We start from the raw sequence: 16117 nt of genomic DNA, 5'->3' as shown, positions 1-16117 counted from the left end.
ATTATTGAACGTATAAGTTGTTAGCAATTTTATTAGAGATGATTTTTTCTTGGGCATTGATTTCAACCGTCAAAGTATCGTCAAAACTTTCTCTTTCGATAACTTTAAAGGTCGATCCCAAAGCAATTTTTTGTTTGTCTAAATATTTTAAAAACTCCGAAGAAGAATCTTTCACACCAATACAATAATATTCTTTGTTCAGTTCAGCTTCCGAAAGCAAGAGCTTGTTCACTTTTTGAATCACCCCTTTTTCATTCGGAATAGGATCACCATGTGGGTCAAAGGCCGGAAACCCTAAAAAAGCGTCCAATTTATTGATGAGTGCCTCCGATTTAATATGTTCTAATTCTTCGGCAATTTCATGAACTTCGTCCCAATTAAACGCTAATTTTTCGACCAAAAAAACTTCCCATAAACGGTGTTTTCTGACAATCATTTTGGCCGAAAGCAATCCGTTTTCCGTTAAACTTACACCTTGGTATTTTTGATACGACACCAAATCCTTTTCAGAAAGTTTCTTCAACATATCCGTCACCGAAGACGCTTTGGTTTCCAACATGCCGGCTATGGCATTGGTATTTACCCCTTTGGGCGAAACCAATGACAGGTGGTAAATCACCTTGATATAATTTTCTTCGGAGGTCGTCATGCTTGTTTTTTTACAAATATATTTTATTTTTTTAATATAACTAAAAATTAATTTTTAGTTTTGCCTAAATTTTAATTTTGCTCCATGAAAAAGATTGTTTTAATAACGCTTTTGCTTTGCTTCAATGGTTTAGTTGCTCAAGTAAAAGATACCATTGCTTCCGATTCAAAATCTGAAAAACTGGACGAAATTGTAATCTCGGGCACTTTAAAACCGGTGTCTCGATTGGAAACTCCGGTGCCGGTAGAAATCTATACCACAACATTTCTAAAGAAAAACCCAACTTCCAATGTCTTTGAAGCACTACAAAGCGTGAACGGTGTTCGGCCGCAATTAAACTGCAACATCTGTAATACCGGCGACATTCATATTAATGGTTTGGAAGGTCCGTATACCATGGTCACTATCGACGGAATGCCCATTGTAAGTTCATTGTCTACAGTGTACGGTTTATCGGGAATTCCCAATTCGTTGATTGACCGAATTGAAATAATCAAAGGTCCGGCCTCCAGTTTATATGGTAGCGAAGCCGTTGGCGGATTAATCAACATCATCACCAAAAAAACCAAAAATGCGCCCTTGTTTACCGCCGATGTCTTTTCGACTTCGTGGTTGGAAAACAACATCGATTTGGGATTTAAAGCCAATATAGGAGAAAAAGCCGCCTCTTTAATCGGACTCAACTATTACAATTACAACAACCCGAAGGATAACAACCATGATAATTTTACCGATGTTACGCTGCAAGAAAGAATTTCAATTTTTAACAAATGGAGTTTTAATAGACAAGACCAAAAAGAATTCACCATCGCCGGAAGGTTTTTTTACGAAGACCGTTGGGGCGGCGAAATGCAATGGAATAAAAGCTATCGCGGAGGAAACGAAGTTTACGGCGAAAGCATCTTCACCAGCCGATTTGAACTGATAAGCAAATACCAACTCCCTACAAAAGAAGACATGTTTTTGTCCTTTTCGGCAACGTCACACGACCAAAATTCCGTTTATGGAACGACTTTGTATTTGGCCCAACAAAAAATTGCTTTCGGACAATACCTTTGGGACAAAAAACTAAAAAACCACAATCTGCTCTTTGGCGCAGCCTTTCGCCATCAGTACTATAATGACAATACAACGGCTACCACTACTGCTGAAAAAACCAACATTTACAGTGCTTTTCTTCAAGATGAAATCAAATTAGCCGAAAAACATCACTTACTATTGGGTGCAAGATATGATTACAACAACAATCACGGACACATTTTCACACCGCGCATAGCCTACAAATGGAATCCGACCCAAAACGACGTATTCCGAATTAATGCCGGCACCGGATTCCGAATCGTGAATCTTTTTACCGAAGAACATGCAGCCTTAACCGGCTCCAGAGACGTTATCATCACCGAAAATTTAAAACCGGAAAAGTCGTATAATGTCAATGTAAACTACCTGAAAAAATTCAGGTTTGATAATGCCACTTTTCTGGGAATAGAATTGTCTTCTTGGTACACCTACTTTACCAATCAAATTATTCCCGATTACGACACCAATCCGAACCAAATTATTTACCAAAACCTCAACGGTTATTCCGAAGCGGTTGGTTTTAGCGGCAATGTTGATTTGGTTACACCGTACGGCGTTAAAGCCATTATAGGGTTTACCGTTTTAGACCCGAAAAACGTAAAAAACGGCGTAACAACCCAACCGGTTTTAACCGAAAAGTACAGTATGAATTGGGCAATAACCTATGATATTCCCGATTGGTTTTTATCGATTGATTACACCGGAAACCTTTACGGCCCCATGCGATTGCCTCTTTTAGGGCCGTTGGATCCAAGAGCCGAATATTCAAAACCGTGGAGTTTGCAAAACATCCAATTTACGTATAAAAAATTCCGTAATTTTGAACTTTACGCCGGAATTAAAAACATTTTAAACTGGACGCCCAACAAAGGAAATCCGTTTTTAATTGCCCGTGCTGAAGATCCTTTTGATGAGAATGTCGATTACGATGCCAATGGAAATGTGATGGCCACACCGTCAAATCCTTATGCGCTGACTTTTGACCCGAGTTATGTTTACGCACCCAATCAAGGCATCAGAGGATTTCTCGGATTGCGATACATACTCTACTAATTAACATTTAATAAACAACTTTGAAGCTGGTCTATCTTTATTTTTGCGAAATGATATTCCAATCAGGCCATTTAAAAGTCAACCAAATTCTATGCTTCCTGTTAGCGGCATACCTGCTCAACATTAGTGTTGACGCTCCTGATGTGCTGTCAAACAAAGCGGAAGATCTGACCTTTAACGACCAAGAAAGTGTGATTGAAATTGTTGTTGAAAAAATCTTAGATTTCGAAAACAGCATACAAGAGTTGGACGATAACGACACTGAACAACAATCACCAATCAAAAAAAACCTTCAAATAGATTACTATATTCTGCAATCAAACATTCCAGAATCTTTATTGCATAATCCCTCATTTTCAGACCCGGTTTGTTTGTGGAAATCACAAGAAGTCAAATCGTTATTTTCAGAAAACACTAATCCGCCGCCGGAAGTTTAAATTTCAATAACCCTTACTTGCTTTTAAAATTTAATTAGAAGCCAATCACTATTGTTAAATTTAAACGTATATTCATGAAATATTTTTTATGGGCTGTTCTACTAATAGCCTGCTCCAATCTATATGCTCAAAACCATTTACTCGACAGTTTGTATATCCATGAAGTGGAAGCAATCAAAGAACCCGCAAAAGTGCTGCACGCCGAACCGCTCTATATCGATTTAATCAGAGATTTAGGTGCCCGAAAAGGAGAAAAAGAATGGAACATCGGATTTGGCATCACGGATAACAAAAGCTATGATATTTATAATGCTTTAATAGAATATGAATGGGCCCCCATAGACCGATTGGGCTTTGAAATAGAACTCCCGTTTTCTTTTTATTATCCTACCGAACAAAACACTTTAGCGCCTCAAAGCAAACTGAATAGCCTAAAACTAGCCACACAATACACTTTTTTAGTGGCCGAAAAAGCCAAAACTTCCCTAGCCATTGGTTACATCCACGAATTTGAAATGAATGAATTCAACCACTACCGAAAAGAAACTGTTTTTACAGGAAATATTTTCAACCCGTTTTTTGTTGCCGCTAAACGATGGGGACAAAATTTCCATACTTTACTGTACAGCGGACCATTAATCTCAAATCATTTTGAAAGCCAAACCATACATTCGTTGTGGCAAATCAATTCCAATTTTCATTACATGATTGATGGGACGCGTAATTTTATCGGAATAGAACTCAACAAACAACTACAACGGCGCGATTTTGATATGACCATCAGACCGCAAATGCGTGTTGGTGTAGCCGAAAATCTGCTTATCGGTATCGTTACCGGCATTCCCATCAAAAGAGAAAACGAGAGATTCAGTACTTTCTTTAGGTTAATTTACGAACCAAAGCACAAATAATTCAAGTATATTTGTTACCACTAATTGACTATGAAACACTACCATTACATTTTTACCGGCGCCGGATTATCCGCTTTGATGACGGTTTATGAAATGGTTCTTTCCGGAAAATTCAAAGACAAATCCATTTTATTGCTTGACGAAAATTCCAAAAAAACCAACGACCGAACCTGGTGTTTTTGGGACGATACAGAATTATTTGACGACTTAGCATTCACCAAATGGAACGCGGCTTGGTTCAAAAATGAATCGTTTGAAAGACGCCTGAACCTCCATCCGTACCACTACAAAATGATTAACGGCTTGGATTTTTACAATAGGGTTTTCGAATTAATCTCCAAAGAAGACAACATCACTTTCCTCAACCAAAAAGTGCTCGATTTTCAAGAACTAGGACACCATTGTGTGGTTAAAACCGACTCCGAAGGATCGGAAGAAAGTTTTACTTGTAACCAAATTTTCAATTCTATTTTTAATCCGAAGTTAGTCGATAGTCAATCAAAATACCCGTTTCTGCATCAGCATTTCATCGGTTGGTTTATCAAAACTAAAGAACCGGTTTTTACAGCCGATTGTGCCACCTTCATGGATTTTTCGGTGGAACAAAGAGGCAATACACGATTCATGTACGTGTTGCCTACCTCCGAAACCGAAGCCTTATTGGAGTATACTTTATTCTCCAAGGACTTGTTGTCAAAGGAAGAATACGAATCGGAAATTCAAATGTATATCGAAAAATTAGGCATTACAGCCTTCGAAATCGTTGAAAAAGAACAAGGCAATATTCCCATGACTTGTTATCCGTTTTGGAAAAACAATTCTAAAAACATCCTAAACATAGGTGCAGCCGGCGGTTGGACCAAAGCCAGCACGGGTTATACGTTTAAAAACACCGTCAAAAAATCGAAAGCCTTAACGGCCTTTTTGTTGAAAGAAAACGACTTAACAAAGTTTCACAAAATCGATAAATTCTGGTTTTACGATTTGTTGCTTTTGGACATTTTAGACCAAAAAAACCATTTGGGTTCGACCATTTTTTCAGCCATGTTCCGAAAAGGAAATCCGGCGGTTATCTTTCAGTTTTTGGACGAAGAAACTTCCTTTACCGAAGATTTACAAGTCATTTGGCGTTGCCCGAAAAGGCTCTTCATCAAAGCACTTATCCGCAGAATCTTCCGCTGAAATTCATTTTGAACAAATGTTAAACTTTACAAAATAGCGTTTCGTTTTCAAAACTTCTCTTTAGTTTTGTGGCATCAAAATAAAAACATGAACACGATTATCGCACAATTACATCATCATCATGCTGGCAACCAGGCGAGTTAATGATGTATTGTAACTAATCAAAAACATAATTCAAAACCCGTCTGAGTATATCAAGACGGGTTTTTTGTATTCATACACTTCGCGATATACTCAGCTTTTATTCCCCATTAAAAAATGAGTACTTTAAAAATTGCGATTCAAAAAAGTGGCCGACTCAGCGAAAAGTCACTGCAACTGCTCGAAGAATGCGGTATCAAAATCTCCAACGGCGAGCGAAAACTCAAAGCCGTTGCCCAAAATTTTCCGGTCGAAATCCTATTCCTGCGAGACGACGATATTCCGCAATATGTGGAGCAAGGCGTAGCCGACATTGGTATCTTAGGCGAAAACGAAGTCTGGGAAAAAGGCAAAACCGTCACCGTAATTCAGCCATTGGGTTTTGCCGGATGCCGCATGTCATTGGCTATTCCGAAAGACGAAATTTACACGAACATCAATTATTTTCAAGGCAAACGAATTGCCACCAGTTATCCCAAAATCTTACTCGATTTTTTTAATCGAAACAACATCCAAGTCTTCATCGAAGAAATCAGCGGCAGTGTTGAAATCGCCACCAGTATTGGTTTAGCCGATGCCGTATTCGATATTGTCAGCACCGGAAGTACGTTGTTGATGAATGGTTTAAAAGAAGTGGAAACCGTTACTAAAAGCGAAGCCGTTTTGATTGCCAATCCAAACTTATCCGAAGAAATCCAAGCCATCCTGAATAAATTATTGTTCCGAATCCAATCGGTGCGCGAAGGCAAACAGAACAAATACATTTTACTAAACGCGCCCAATGCTGCCATTGAAAACATCTGTTCGTTGCTTCCCGGTATGAAATCGCCCACCATTTTGCCGTTAATCAACAAAGATTGGAGCAGTTTGCATTCGGTGATTCAGGAAGACGATTATTGGGAAATCATAGAACAACTCAAAAATCTCGGTGCCGAAGGCATTCTCATTATTCCGATAGAAAAAATGATTCGATAATTCAACTTAAAAAACATGAAAACATACCTCAATCCAAGTCCGGAACAATGGCCATTATTAGCCCAACGCCAAACCGTTGCTTCGGCCGATTTAAACGAAACGGTAAAGTCGATTTTCAACGACATCGAAAAAAGAGGCGCCAAAGCGTTGAAAAAGTACACCCAATATTTCGATGGTGTTACGTTGGAGAACTTGAAAGTTTCCGAAACCGAAATAGAAAAAGCCGCTGCCGAAGTTTCAGCCGATTTACAAAAAGCCATCCAAACCGCTGCCGAAAACATCAAACGCTTTCACCAATCGCAAAAAGAAATTTCGAAGAAAATAGAAACCACATCGGGTGTGTTTTGCTGGCGCGAAAGTCGGGCAATTAATACTATTGGAATTTACATTCCCGGAGGAACAGCACCCTTGTTTTCTACGGTTTTAATGTTGGCCATTCCGGCTCAAATTGCCGGTTGTAAAAACATCATCCTATGTTCGCCACCGGACAAAAAAGGCAACATCAATCCGGCGATTTTGTATGCGGCGCAATTGACCGGTGTAACCCAAATCTATAAAGTTGGCGGCATTCAAGCCATCGCTGCGATGACTTTGGGAACGGATGACATTCCGAAAGTCGACAAACTATTCGGTCCGGGAAATCAATATGTTACGTCAGCCAAACAATACGCCCAACAATTAGGCACTGCCATCGATTTGCCGGCCGGTCCGAGTGAGTTATTGGTGATTGCCGATGACAGTTGCGACCCTGAGTTTGTAGCTTCCGATTTGCTTTCACAAGCGGAACACGGTGGTGACAGTCAGGTGATTTTAATAACCAATTCAGAAAAAATTGTTTCGAAAGTGACAGCAGCCATTGAACAACAAAAAGCCGTATTACCGCGGCAATCCGTAGTTGAAAAAGCTTTAGAAAATAGTCGAGCATTGGTTTTTGAAACCATACAGAAAGGAATCGAGTTCAGCAACTTTTACGCTCCGGAACATTTAATTTTAGTTGTCGAAGACGCCGAAAACAAAATCGGTTTAATCGAAAATGCCGGCTCGGTTTTCTTGGGCAATTACAGTTGCGAAAGCGCCGGAGATTACGCCAGCGGCACCAATCATACGTTGCCAACTAACAGTTATGCGAAGAATTATAGTGGCGTTTCCTTAGACAGTTTTGTCAAAAAAATAACGTTTCAAAAACTCACTTCCAAAGGCCTACAAAATCTTGGACCAACAATTGAACTCATGGCTACGGCCGAGCAACTAGACGCGCACAAAAACGCGGTTGCTATTCGCTTACAAAAATTACAAAATGGAGACTATAACTAATCTTATTCGAAAAAATATCCTTTCGTTGACGCCATATTCGAGTGCGAGAGATGAATATAAAAATAATGAAGGAATCTTTTTAGACGCCAACGAAAATCCGTATGGCAATTTAAACCGCTATCCCGATCCGTACCAATGGCGATTGAAACAAATCTTGAGTAATCAAAAAAAGGTTGGTATTGAAAACATCTTAATCGGCAACGGCAGCGACGAGATCATCGACTTGGTGCAACGCGTATTTGGCGAACCTGGCCAAGACCAAATCATCATTTGTCCGCCAACGTATGGCATGTATGAAGTGTATGCCAACATCAATAATTTGGCTATCATTTCCATTCCGTTGACCGAAGATTTTCAGTTGAATACCGAAGCGATTTTGGCCCAAAACGCAAAAATCTTATACCTGTGTTCGCCCAACAATCCGACCGGAAATGCATTAGAAAATCTGGACTGCATTATAGAAAATTTCAAAGGCATAGTCTTTCTGGATGAAGCGTACACCGACTTCAGCGAACAACCTTCGTTGGTTTCTAAAATCCAACAGTATCCGAATTTGATTGTGTCGCAAACCTTTAGCAAAGCGCGTGGATTGGCAGCGGCTCGTATCGGTATAGCTTATGCCCATGAAACGATTATTTCGGTTTTGCAAAAAGTAAAACCTCCATACAACATCAGTCAGCTGAACCAAGAAGCCGCAGTGAAAGCTTTAGCCGATGAAACCCAATTCCAAAACACGGTCACGATTTTAAAATCGGAACGGGAAAAACTTAAAAATGCACTGCAGCAACTGGATTTTGTAACGCGCGTTTATCCGTCGGAAGCCAATTTTTTGTTGGTTGGAATGGAAAACGCTACGGCGATTTATGAGCAATTAATCGAACAACAAATCATCACGCGCAATCGCAGTTCGGTGGTGAAAGACACCATTAGAATTACCGTCGGAACACCGCAAGAAAACCAACAATTACTTTACGCACTTCAATTAGTTACTATATGAAAAAGGTATTATTTATAGACCGAGACGGCACCTTAATCGTGGAGCCGCCGATTGATTTTCAAGTCGATTCTTTGGAGAAATTGGAATTTTATCCGATGGTATTTCAATACTTATCGCGCATTACACAAGAACTCGAATACGAATTGGTCATGGTCACGAACCAAGACGGCATGGGAACTGCTTCGTTTCCGGAAAACACCTTTTGGCCGGCACACCACAAAATGCTCAAAGCGTTTGAAAACGAAGGTGTCCGATTTGCCGATGTGATTATCGACGTTTCGTTACCCGAACAAAATTTACCGACCCGAAAACCGGGAACGGCTTTACTGCAACAGTACGTCAAAGGGAATTACGACTTGAAGAACTCTTTCGTCATAGGCGACAGAATTACCGATATCCAATTGGCACAAAACTTAGGCTGTGAAGCAATTTTTATTTCGGCGAAAACCAATGATCAAGCGGTTTTGTCTACTACTTCTTGGGAAACCATTTACCGCTTTTTGAAAAGTCAGCCGCGAACTGCAAAGGTGAATCGAACAACAAAAGAAACTGAAATAGCCATCGCAATCAATTTAGACGGGAACGGGAAAAGTAACATTGATACCGGTTTGGGTTTCTTTGACCACATGCTCGAACAAATTGCCAAACACGGTAACATCGACCTCAATATTCAAGTCAACGGCGATTTATTTGTCGATGAACACCATACCATTGAAGATGTCGGCATTGCTTTAGGTACCGCATTTTCACAAGCTTTAGGTTCTAAAAAAGGCATCAACCGTTACGGATTTCTATTGCCTATGGACGATTGTTTGGCGCAAGTGGCTTTGGATTTCGGCGGTCGTTCGTGGTTGGTTTGGGAAGCGAAATTCATCAGAGAAAAAATCGGCGAAATGCCAACCGAAATGTTCCCGCACTTTTTCAAATCGTTTTGCGACGGCGCCAAATGCAATCTCAACATCAAAGCCGAGGGCGACAACGAGCACCACAAAATCGAATCGATTTTCAAAGCCTTCGCAAAAGCGATAAAAATGGCTGTACAAAAAGACGGAACCAATAACATCCCAAGCACCAAAGGAATCTTATGATAGCCATAGTAAAATACAACGCAGGCAATATCACTTCCGTGCAAAATGCACTGGAAAGATTGGGTTATTCGAGTATAGTAACCGATGACCCGAAACTCATCCAACAAGCCGAAAAAGTGATTTTCCCGGGCGTTGGCGAAGCGAGCTCAGCCATGCAATACCTTCGTGCAAAAGGATTGGATGAAATCATTAAAAATCTCACCCAGCCGGTTTTAGGCATTTGTCTCGGGCAACAATTATTGTGTCAGTTTTCGGAAGAAGGCAACACGGAATGTTTAGGGATTTTTGAAACTAGCGTTAAGAAATTTGAACCGAAATTGAAAGTACCGCACATGGGTTGGAATACTTTAGAAACACAAAATTCTGAACTATACAACGGTATTTCAAGCGAAGAAAATTTCTATTTCGTACACAGTTATTATGCGGAAGTCTGCGCCGACACTTCAGCCGTTTGCAATTACATAGTGCCGTTCAGCGCGTCCATGCAAAAGGATAATTTTTATGCAACGCAATTCCACCCCGAAAAATCGTCGACTGTAGGCGAACAATTATTACTAAACTTTTTGAAATTATGAGAATCATTCCGGCCATAGACCTTATCAACGGCAAATGTGTCCGCTTGACCAAAGGCGATTACAATACGCAAAAAATCTACAACGAAAACCCCTTAGAAGTCGCTAAATATTTTGAAGACAACGGCATCCGATACTTACACTTAGTCGATTTAGATGGTGCGAAATCGAACCAAATCATCAACCATAAAGTACTATATGAAATCGCTTCCAAAACAAATTTGACAATCGATTTCGGCGGTGGATTAAAGTCGCGTAAAGATTTGGAAATTGCTTTTGAAAACGGCGCTCGTCAAGTCACCGGCGGCAGTATCGCCGCTAAAAACCCGGTTGAATTTTTAAGTTGGTTAACCGAATTCGGCAGCGACAAAATCATCTTAGGTGCCGATTGTTTGAACCGTAAAATTGCAACGCATGGTTGGCTAGAAACTTCCGAATTGGATGTCATCGATTACATTTCAAACTATATTTCCAAAGGCATTTCGGCTGTGATTTGTACTGATATTGCTAAAGACGGTATGCTGCAAGGCACCTCAACCGAATTGTATTCGGCCATTTTGGAAAATACCAAAGTGAATCTGATAGCCAGTGGTGGCGTGACCATTTTGTCCGATTTAGCATTACTGAAAACTATCGGCTGCGAAGGCGCCATTATTGGAAAAGCCTTGTACGAAGGCACTATCAAAATTGAAAACTTACGCGAATTATGTTAAAGAAGAGAATCATTCCGTGTTTGGACATTAAAGACGGCCGCGTGGTGAAAGGCGTTCAGTTTTTAGCACTAAAAGAGGCCGGAAACCCGGTGGCATTAGCTTCATTTTATTCTAAAAGCGGGGCAGACGAATTGGTGTTTTTAGACATCAGCGCCACTTTGGAAGGTCGTAAAACTTTGGTGGATTTAGTGAAACGATTGTCCAAAGAAATCAACATTCCGTTTACCGTTGGCGGTGGCATTCAATCGGTAGAAGATGCGCAATTACTGTTGCAGTCCGGAGCAGATAAAGTCAGCCTCAATTCGGCGGCCGTGTCCCATCCGAAACTGATTACGCAAATCGCCGAAGCTTTTGGGAGTCAAAGTGTAGTGGTCGCCATCGACATCAAAAAAGTCGACAACAATTGGTATGTTTTTGTCAAAGGCGGTACCGAATCTACCGAAATTTTAGCCATCGATTGGGCCAGAAAAGCGGAAGCACTCGGCGCCGGTGAGCTTTTAATAACCTCTATGAACAACGATGGTGCTAAAGACGGTTTTGCGCTCGACATTACCCGCCAAATCTGCCAAGCCGTTTCTATACCGGTCATCGCTTCCGGTGGCGCAGGCAGTGCCAATGATTTTATCGATTTATTCACTAAAACCGAAGTCAGTGCCGGACTGGCCGCCAGCATTTTTCACTTTAATGAAGTTTCTATACCTGATTTGAAAACCCTTTTAAAAACGCTAAATATTCCCGTACGATGACGATAGATTTTTCCAAAACCAACGGCTTGGTTCCGGCCATTATACAGGACTACCAAACCCGGCACGTGCTGATGCTCGGTTATATGAATGAAGAAGCCTTGCAAAAAACCCAACAAGAAAAAGTAGTTACTTTTTTCAGTCGTCGTAAAAACCGTTTGTGGACCAAAGGCGAGACTTCGGGGAATGTGTTGCGTGTGGTTGCTATTAAGGAAGACTGCGATCAAGATACATTGCTGATTCAAGTCAATCCCGCCGGACCAACATGCCACAACGGAACGACTTCCTGTTTTGCCGATGAAGCGCAACTGCCGTTTTTAAATCAGTTGGAACAAGTTATTGAAGACAGAATCAACAATAAAAATACTAATTCTTACGTGGCTTCACTATTTCAAAAAGGGCTGAATAAAATAGCACAAAAAGTAGGTGAAGAAGCGGTAGAATTGGTCATCGAAGCCAAAGACAACAACAAAGATCTGTTTCTTAACGAAGCCGCCGATTTGTTGTTCCATTACTTGCTGTTGCTCAAAGCCAAAGGCTTGGCATTGTCCGATGTGGAAACCGTTTTAAGAAGCCGAATGAAAAACGGATAAGTTGTTCTTTTAGGCTATAAACGAATAAGAAATCTTTATCATTTCTTTAAAACTTCGGTTTAGAATTCTCCTTATCTTTGCAACAGATTTAGAAAATCTAAACGAAATAACTACTATCTAAAATTTAAAAATATGTATCCAGAAGAAATGGTATTACCGATGCGCGCTGAATTAACAGAAGCCGGTTTTCAAGAATTATATACTGCTGCCGATGTAAAAAATGCTATCAAGGCAGAAGGAACTACTTTAGTAGTTATCAACTCGGTTTGTGGTTGTGCGGCCCGAAATGCACGTCCGGGTGCGAAAATGAGTTTGGACGGGGCTAAAAAACCCGATCATTTAGTTACTGTTTTTGCGGGTGTTGACAAAGAAGCGGTTGATGCGGCCAGAGAAGAAATGTTTCCGTTTCCGCCATCGTCACCAAGCATGGCGTTATTCAAAAATGGCGAATTGGTACACATGTTAGAGCGTCACCACATTGAAGGTCGTCCGGCCGAAATGATAGCCGAAAACCTAAAAGATGCTTACGCAGAGTTTTGCTAAAAATATTTTTTAAAACATCACGCAACCCTTTTACAACTATCGCATCTCTTGTACAAGATGCCATGAAAATGGGAGAAATGCTATGAAAAAGAGACCCAATCGTTAACTCGATTGGGTTTTTTAGTTTAAAAATGTACCTTTGTGCCGAATTCTTCCATTTAGAGTTCCAACATATTCTCACTTAAACGTTTATAGCATGCAACTGTATAACACCTTAAGCGCAGAAGAAAGAGCCGAGCTGATTGATCAAGCCGGACAACAACGACTTACGTTGTCTTTCTACACCTACGCTAAAATTGAAGATCCTAAAAAATTTAGAGACGAATTGTTCATCGCTTGGAATGCACTCGATGCTTTGGGTCGAATTTACGTAGCTCACGAAGGCATCAACGCCCAAATGAGCGTTCCGGCCGAAAACTTTGAAGCCTTCCGCGACACTTTAGAAGCCTACGATTTTATGCAAGGCATCCGCCTCAACGTAGCCGTAGAGCACGACGACCATTCGTTTTTAAAACTCACGATAAAAGTCCGCCACAAAATTGTTGCCGATGGCTTAAACGACGAAACCTTTGACGTTACCAATAAAGGTGTGCACTTAGGAGCGGCTGAATTCAACCAAATTTTAGACGACCCGAACACGATTGTAGTCGATTTCAGAAATCACTACGAAAGCGAAGTCGGTCATTTTAAAAACGCCATTACACCCGATGTGGAAACCTTCCGCGAGAGTTTGCCGATTATCAACGAACAATTAAAAGATTTCAAAGAAGACAAAAACCTGGTGATGTATTGCACCGGAGGCATTCGTTGCGAAAAAGCTTCCGCTTACTTTAAACACCAAGGCTTTAAAAAGGTGTTCCAATTGGAAGGCGGCATCATCAACTACGCGCGCCAAATTAAAGAGCAAAACCTCGAGAGCAAATTCATCGGGAAAAACTTTGTTTTCGATAATAGATTAGGCGAAAGAATCACCGATGATATTGTTTCCCAATGCCACCAATGTGGTAAACCGTGCGACAATCACACCAATTGCGCCAACGACGGTTGCCATTTGTTGTTCATCCAATGCGACGATTGCAAGGCCTTGATGGAAAATTGTTGTTCCACCGAGTGTTTAGAGACTACGCATTTGCCGTTGGCCGAACAAGTAAAATTGCGTCGCGGCAAGCAAGTCGGCAACAAAATATTCCGCAAAGGCCGTTCGGAGAATTTGCGTTTCAAACATTCCGGCGACTTACCGAATATTCCTTTAGCGAAAGCGCAGAAGACTAAAGATATTCGACAAAAAATCAAGGTCAAAAAAGTGTTGGTCGCCAAAGCCGAACACTACTACACCAAAGCCGGTGTAGGTTTGTTTTTGATGGAAAACCAGGAATTGAACCTTGGCGATAAAATCCTAATCAGCGGACCAACGACCGGTAACCAAGAATTGGTTTTGGAAAAAATGATGGTCAACGGCCAAGAAAAAGCTACCGCGAAAACCGGTGATAAAGTTACTTTCGAAGTACCGTTCCGCATCCGTTTATCCGACAAATTATATAAAATTTTAAGCTAATGACTACTTCAGGAAGAATTGAATTGATGGCTCCGGCCGGCAACTTCGAATCACTGCAAGCGGCGTTAGACAATGGTTGTGATTCAGTATATTTTGGAGTTGAACAACTGAACATGCGGGCACGTGCCACGGTGAATTTCGTGTTAGACGATTTACCCGAAATTGCGCGTCGATGTACTGAAAAAAACGTCAGAACCTATCTGACTTTGAATACGATTATTTACGATCACGATTTATCCATCGTAAAAACCCTTGTAACCAAAGCCAAAGAAGCCGGAATAACCGCAGTAATCGCTTCGGACCAAGCAGTAATTATGACCGCCCGAACGATCGGTATGGAAGTGCACATTTCAACCCAATTGAATGTCACCAACATCGAAACCGTGAAATTTTACGCCCTATTTGCCGACACTATCGTATTGTCGCGCGAGTTGAGTTTGCGTCAAGTGAAAAAAATCACCGAATCCATCGAGAAAGAACAAATCAAAGGACCAAGTGGTAATATGGTAGAAATAGAAATTTTTGGTCACGGTGCTTTGTGCATGGCAGTTTCGGGTAAATGTTACTTGAGTTTGCATTCGCATAATTCTTCAGCCAATCGCGGTGCTTGCAAGCAAAACTGCCGTAAAAAATATACGGTAATCGACCAAGAAAGTGGTTTCGAAATTGAAATTGATAACGAATACATGATGTCGCCCAAAGATTTATGTACCATCGATTTCTTAGATCAAGTCATCGATTCGGGTATCAAAGTTTTGAAAATTGAAGGCCGAGGTCGCGCCGCCGATTATGTGGCTACCGTCATCAAAACCTATCGCGAAGCCATTGATGCCTATTACGATGGGACATTTACCAAAGAAAAAGTGGCCGTTTGGATGGAAGCGCTTGCCACCGTTTACAATCGCGGATTTTGGAGCGGTTATTATTTAGGCCAGAAATTAGGTGAATGGAGCGATAATCCGGGTTCGAGTGCGACACAGAAAAAAGTATACATTGGCAAAGGCATGCATTACTTCCCGAAATCGAATGTGGCCGAATTCAAAATAGAAGCTTATGACCTCAAAAAAGGCGATAAAATTTTGATTACAGGACCAAGCACCGGCGCTCAGGAAATGATGGTAGAGGACATGATGGTCAACGATTTGCCCTTGGAAAAAGCAGCCAAAGGTGACAGCTGTACCCTAAAAGTACCATTCCGCATTCGTTTATCCGACAAAATGTACAAAATTGTAGAAAACTAATGGTCATCGTTACCCTGCAAAGAGACAAATGCATCGGCTGCAATTATTGTGTAGAAATGGCGCCTGGACAATTTCAAATGTCGAAAAAAGACGGCAAATCGGTACTGCTGAAATCCGTCAACGCCAAAGGATTTCACACCTTAAAATCGGCCGATCATACCATTGTAGAAAACTGCGAATTGGCTCAAAAAGCTTGTCCTGTGCACATTATCTCGGTAAAGGAAACCTAAAATTTGCTTCTGTTTTTAACCGAAAAAACAATATCTTTACACTTTTAACGTTTATGATAAGTAGTCTTGTTTAAATAAATGAGACAACCTACATACCTAT

17 protein-coding genes are annotated in these 16117 nt (G+C 40.8%); 16 read left to right on the top strand and 1 reads right to left on the bottom strand.

The window, feature by feature from the left end:
• Window position 1: 1 nt before the first annotated feature.
• Window positions 2-649: a metal-dependent transcriptional regulator gene (locus tag QHT84_RS02100; protein ID WP_283237886.1), complete on the bottom strand. Its 648-nt coding sequence runs from the start codon at window positions 647-649 to the stop codon at window positions 2-4.
• Between the two features lie 84 nt (window positions 650-733).
• On the opposite strand from QHT84_RS02100, the gene QHT84_RS02095 reads away from it, so the two are divergent.
• The 16 genes from QHT84_RS02095 to QHT84_RS02020 all read left to right on the top strand — a co-directional run bounded on the left by QHT84_RS02095 (window position 734) and on the right by QHT84_RS02020 (window position 16017).
• Complete coding sequence (locus tag QHT84_RS02095) at window positions 734-2782, top strand: TonB-dependent receptor plug domain-containing protein (protein WP_283237885.1); 2049 nt, start codon at window positions 734-736, stop codon at window positions 2780-2782.
• A gap of 50 nt (window positions 2783-2832) precedes the next feature.
• Window positions 2833-3219, top strand: a complete 387-nt coding sequence (locus QHT84_RS02090) for a hypothetical protein (RefSeq protein WP_283237884.1) — start codon at window positions 2833-2835, stop codon at window positions 3217-3219.
• A gap of 74 nt (window positions 3220-3293) precedes the next feature.
• Window positions 3294-4130: an HAEPLYID family protein gene (locus QHT84_RS02085; protein WP_283237883.1), complete on the top strand. Its 837-nt coding sequence runs from the start codon at window positions 3294-3296 to the stop codon at window positions 4128-4130.
• 30 nt (window positions 4131-4160) lie between these two features.
• Window positions 4161-5312: a lycopene cyclase family protein gene (locus tag QHT84_RS02080; RefSeq protein WP_283237882.1), complete on the top strand. Its 1152-nt coding sequence runs from the start codon at window positions 4161-4163 to the stop codon at window positions 5310-5312.
• Between the two features lie 258 nt (window positions 5313-5570).
• Window positions 5571-6428: an ATP phosphoribosyltransferase gene (gene hisG / locus QHT84_RS02075; RefSeq protein WP_283237881.1), complete on the top strand. Its 858-nt coding sequence runs from the start codon at window positions 5571-5573 to the stop codon at window positions 6426-6428.
• Window positions 6429-6443: 15 nt separating this feature from the next.
• The gene (gene hisD, locus QHT84_RS02070) at window positions 6444-7742 is read left to right on the top strand and encodes a histidinol dehydrogenase (protein ID WP_283237880.1); all 1299 of its coding nucleotides are present in this window, start codon (window positions 6444-6446) and stop codon (window positions 7740-7742) included.
• The gene (gene hisC / locus QHT84_RS02065; protein WP_283237879.1) at window positions 7726-8739 is read left to right on the top strand and encodes a histidinol-phosphate transaminase; all 1014 of its coding nucleotides are present in this window, start codon (window positions 7726-7728) and stop codon (window positions 8737-8739) included. Before hisD ends, hisC begins: the two co-directional genes overlap by 17 nt.
• A complete protein-coding gene (gene hisB, locus QHT84_RS02060; protein WP_283237878.1) occupies window positions 8736-9827 on the top strand; it encodes a bifunctional histidinol-phosphatase/imidazoleglycerol-phosphate dehydratase HisB in 1092 nt (363 codons plus the stop codon). The genes hisC and hisB overlap by 4 nt, the downstream gene beginning before the upstream one ends.
• Window positions 9824-10402 (top strand): imidazole glycerol phosphate synthase subunit HisH, encoded by a 579-nt coding sequence (gene hisH / locus QHT84_RS02055; protein ID WP_283237877.1) that lies wholly within the window; start codon window positions 9824-9826, stop codon window positions 10400-10402. The genes hisB and hisH overlap by 4 nt, the downstream gene beginning before the upstream one ends.
• Window positions 10399-11112: a 1-(5-phosphoribosyl)-5-[(5-phosphoribosylamino)methylideneamino]imidazole-4-carboxamide isomerase gene (hisA, locus tag QHT84_RS02050; RefSeq protein ID WP_283237876.1), complete on the top strand. Its 714-nt coding sequence runs from the start codon at window positions 10399-10401 to the stop codon at window positions 11110-11112. Before hisH ends, hisA begins: the two co-directional genes overlap by 4 nt.
• Window positions 11106-11858: an imidazole glycerol phosphate synthase subunit HisF gene (gene hisF, locus QHT84_RS02045; protein WP_283237875.1), complete on the top strand. Its 753-nt coding sequence runs from the start codon at window positions 11106-11108 to the stop codon at window positions 11856-11858. The genes hisA and hisF overlap by 7 nt, the downstream gene beginning before the upstream one ends.
• Complete coding sequence (gene hisIE / locus QHT84_RS02040; protein ID WP_283237874.1) at window positions 11855-12448, top strand: bifunctional phosphoribosyl-AMP cyclohydrolase/phosphoribosyl-ATP diphosphatase HisIE; 594 nt, start codon at window positions 11855-11857, stop codon at window positions 12446-12448. Before hisF ends, hisIE begins: the two co-directional genes overlap by 4 nt.
• 132 nt (window positions 12449-12580) lie before the next feature.
• The gene (locus QHT84_RS02035) at window positions 12581-12991 is read left to right on the top strand and encodes a BrxA/BrxB family bacilliredoxin (RefSeq protein ID WP_283237873.1); all 411 of its coding nucleotides are present in this window, start codon (window positions 12581-12583) and stop codon (window positions 12989-12991) included.
• A 196-nt stretch (window positions 12992-13187) separates the two neighbouring features.
• Window positions 13188-14546 carry an oxygen-dependent tRNA uridine(34) hydroxylase TrhO gene (gene trhO / locus QHT84_RS02030; RefSeq protein WP_283237872.1) on the top strand — a complete coding sequence of 453 codons (1359 nt, stop codon included), beginning with the start codon at window positions 13188-13190 and terminating at the stop codon, window positions 14544-14546.
• Window positions 14546-15787 carry a peptidase U32 family protein gene (locus tag QHT84_RS02025; protein ID WP_283237871.1) on the top strand — a complete coding sequence of 414 codons (1242 nt, stop codon included), beginning with the start codon at window positions 14546-14548 and terminating at the stop codon, window positions 15785-15787. The genes trhO and QHT84_RS02025 overlap by 1 nt, the downstream gene beginning before the upstream one ends.
• Complete coding sequence (locus QHT84_RS02020) at window positions 15787-16017, top strand: ferredoxin (RefSeq protein WP_283237870.1); 231 nt, start codon at window positions 15787-15789, stop codon at window positions 16015-16017. The genes QHT84_RS02025 and QHT84_RS02020 overlap by 1 nt, the downstream gene beginning before the upstream one ends.
• The last annotated feature ends 100 nt before the right edge of the window (window positions 16018-16117 follow it).

This window comes from Flavobacterium sedimenticola (assembly GCF_030053345.1).
Classification (GTDB): domain Bacteria; phylum Bacteroidota; class Bacteroidia; order Flavobacteriales; family Flavobacteriaceae; genus Flavobacterium; species Flavobacterium sedimenticola.
The sequence above is the reverse complement of the archived record's forward strand: the minus strand, read 5'-3'. Positions and strand labels throughout refer to the sequence as shown.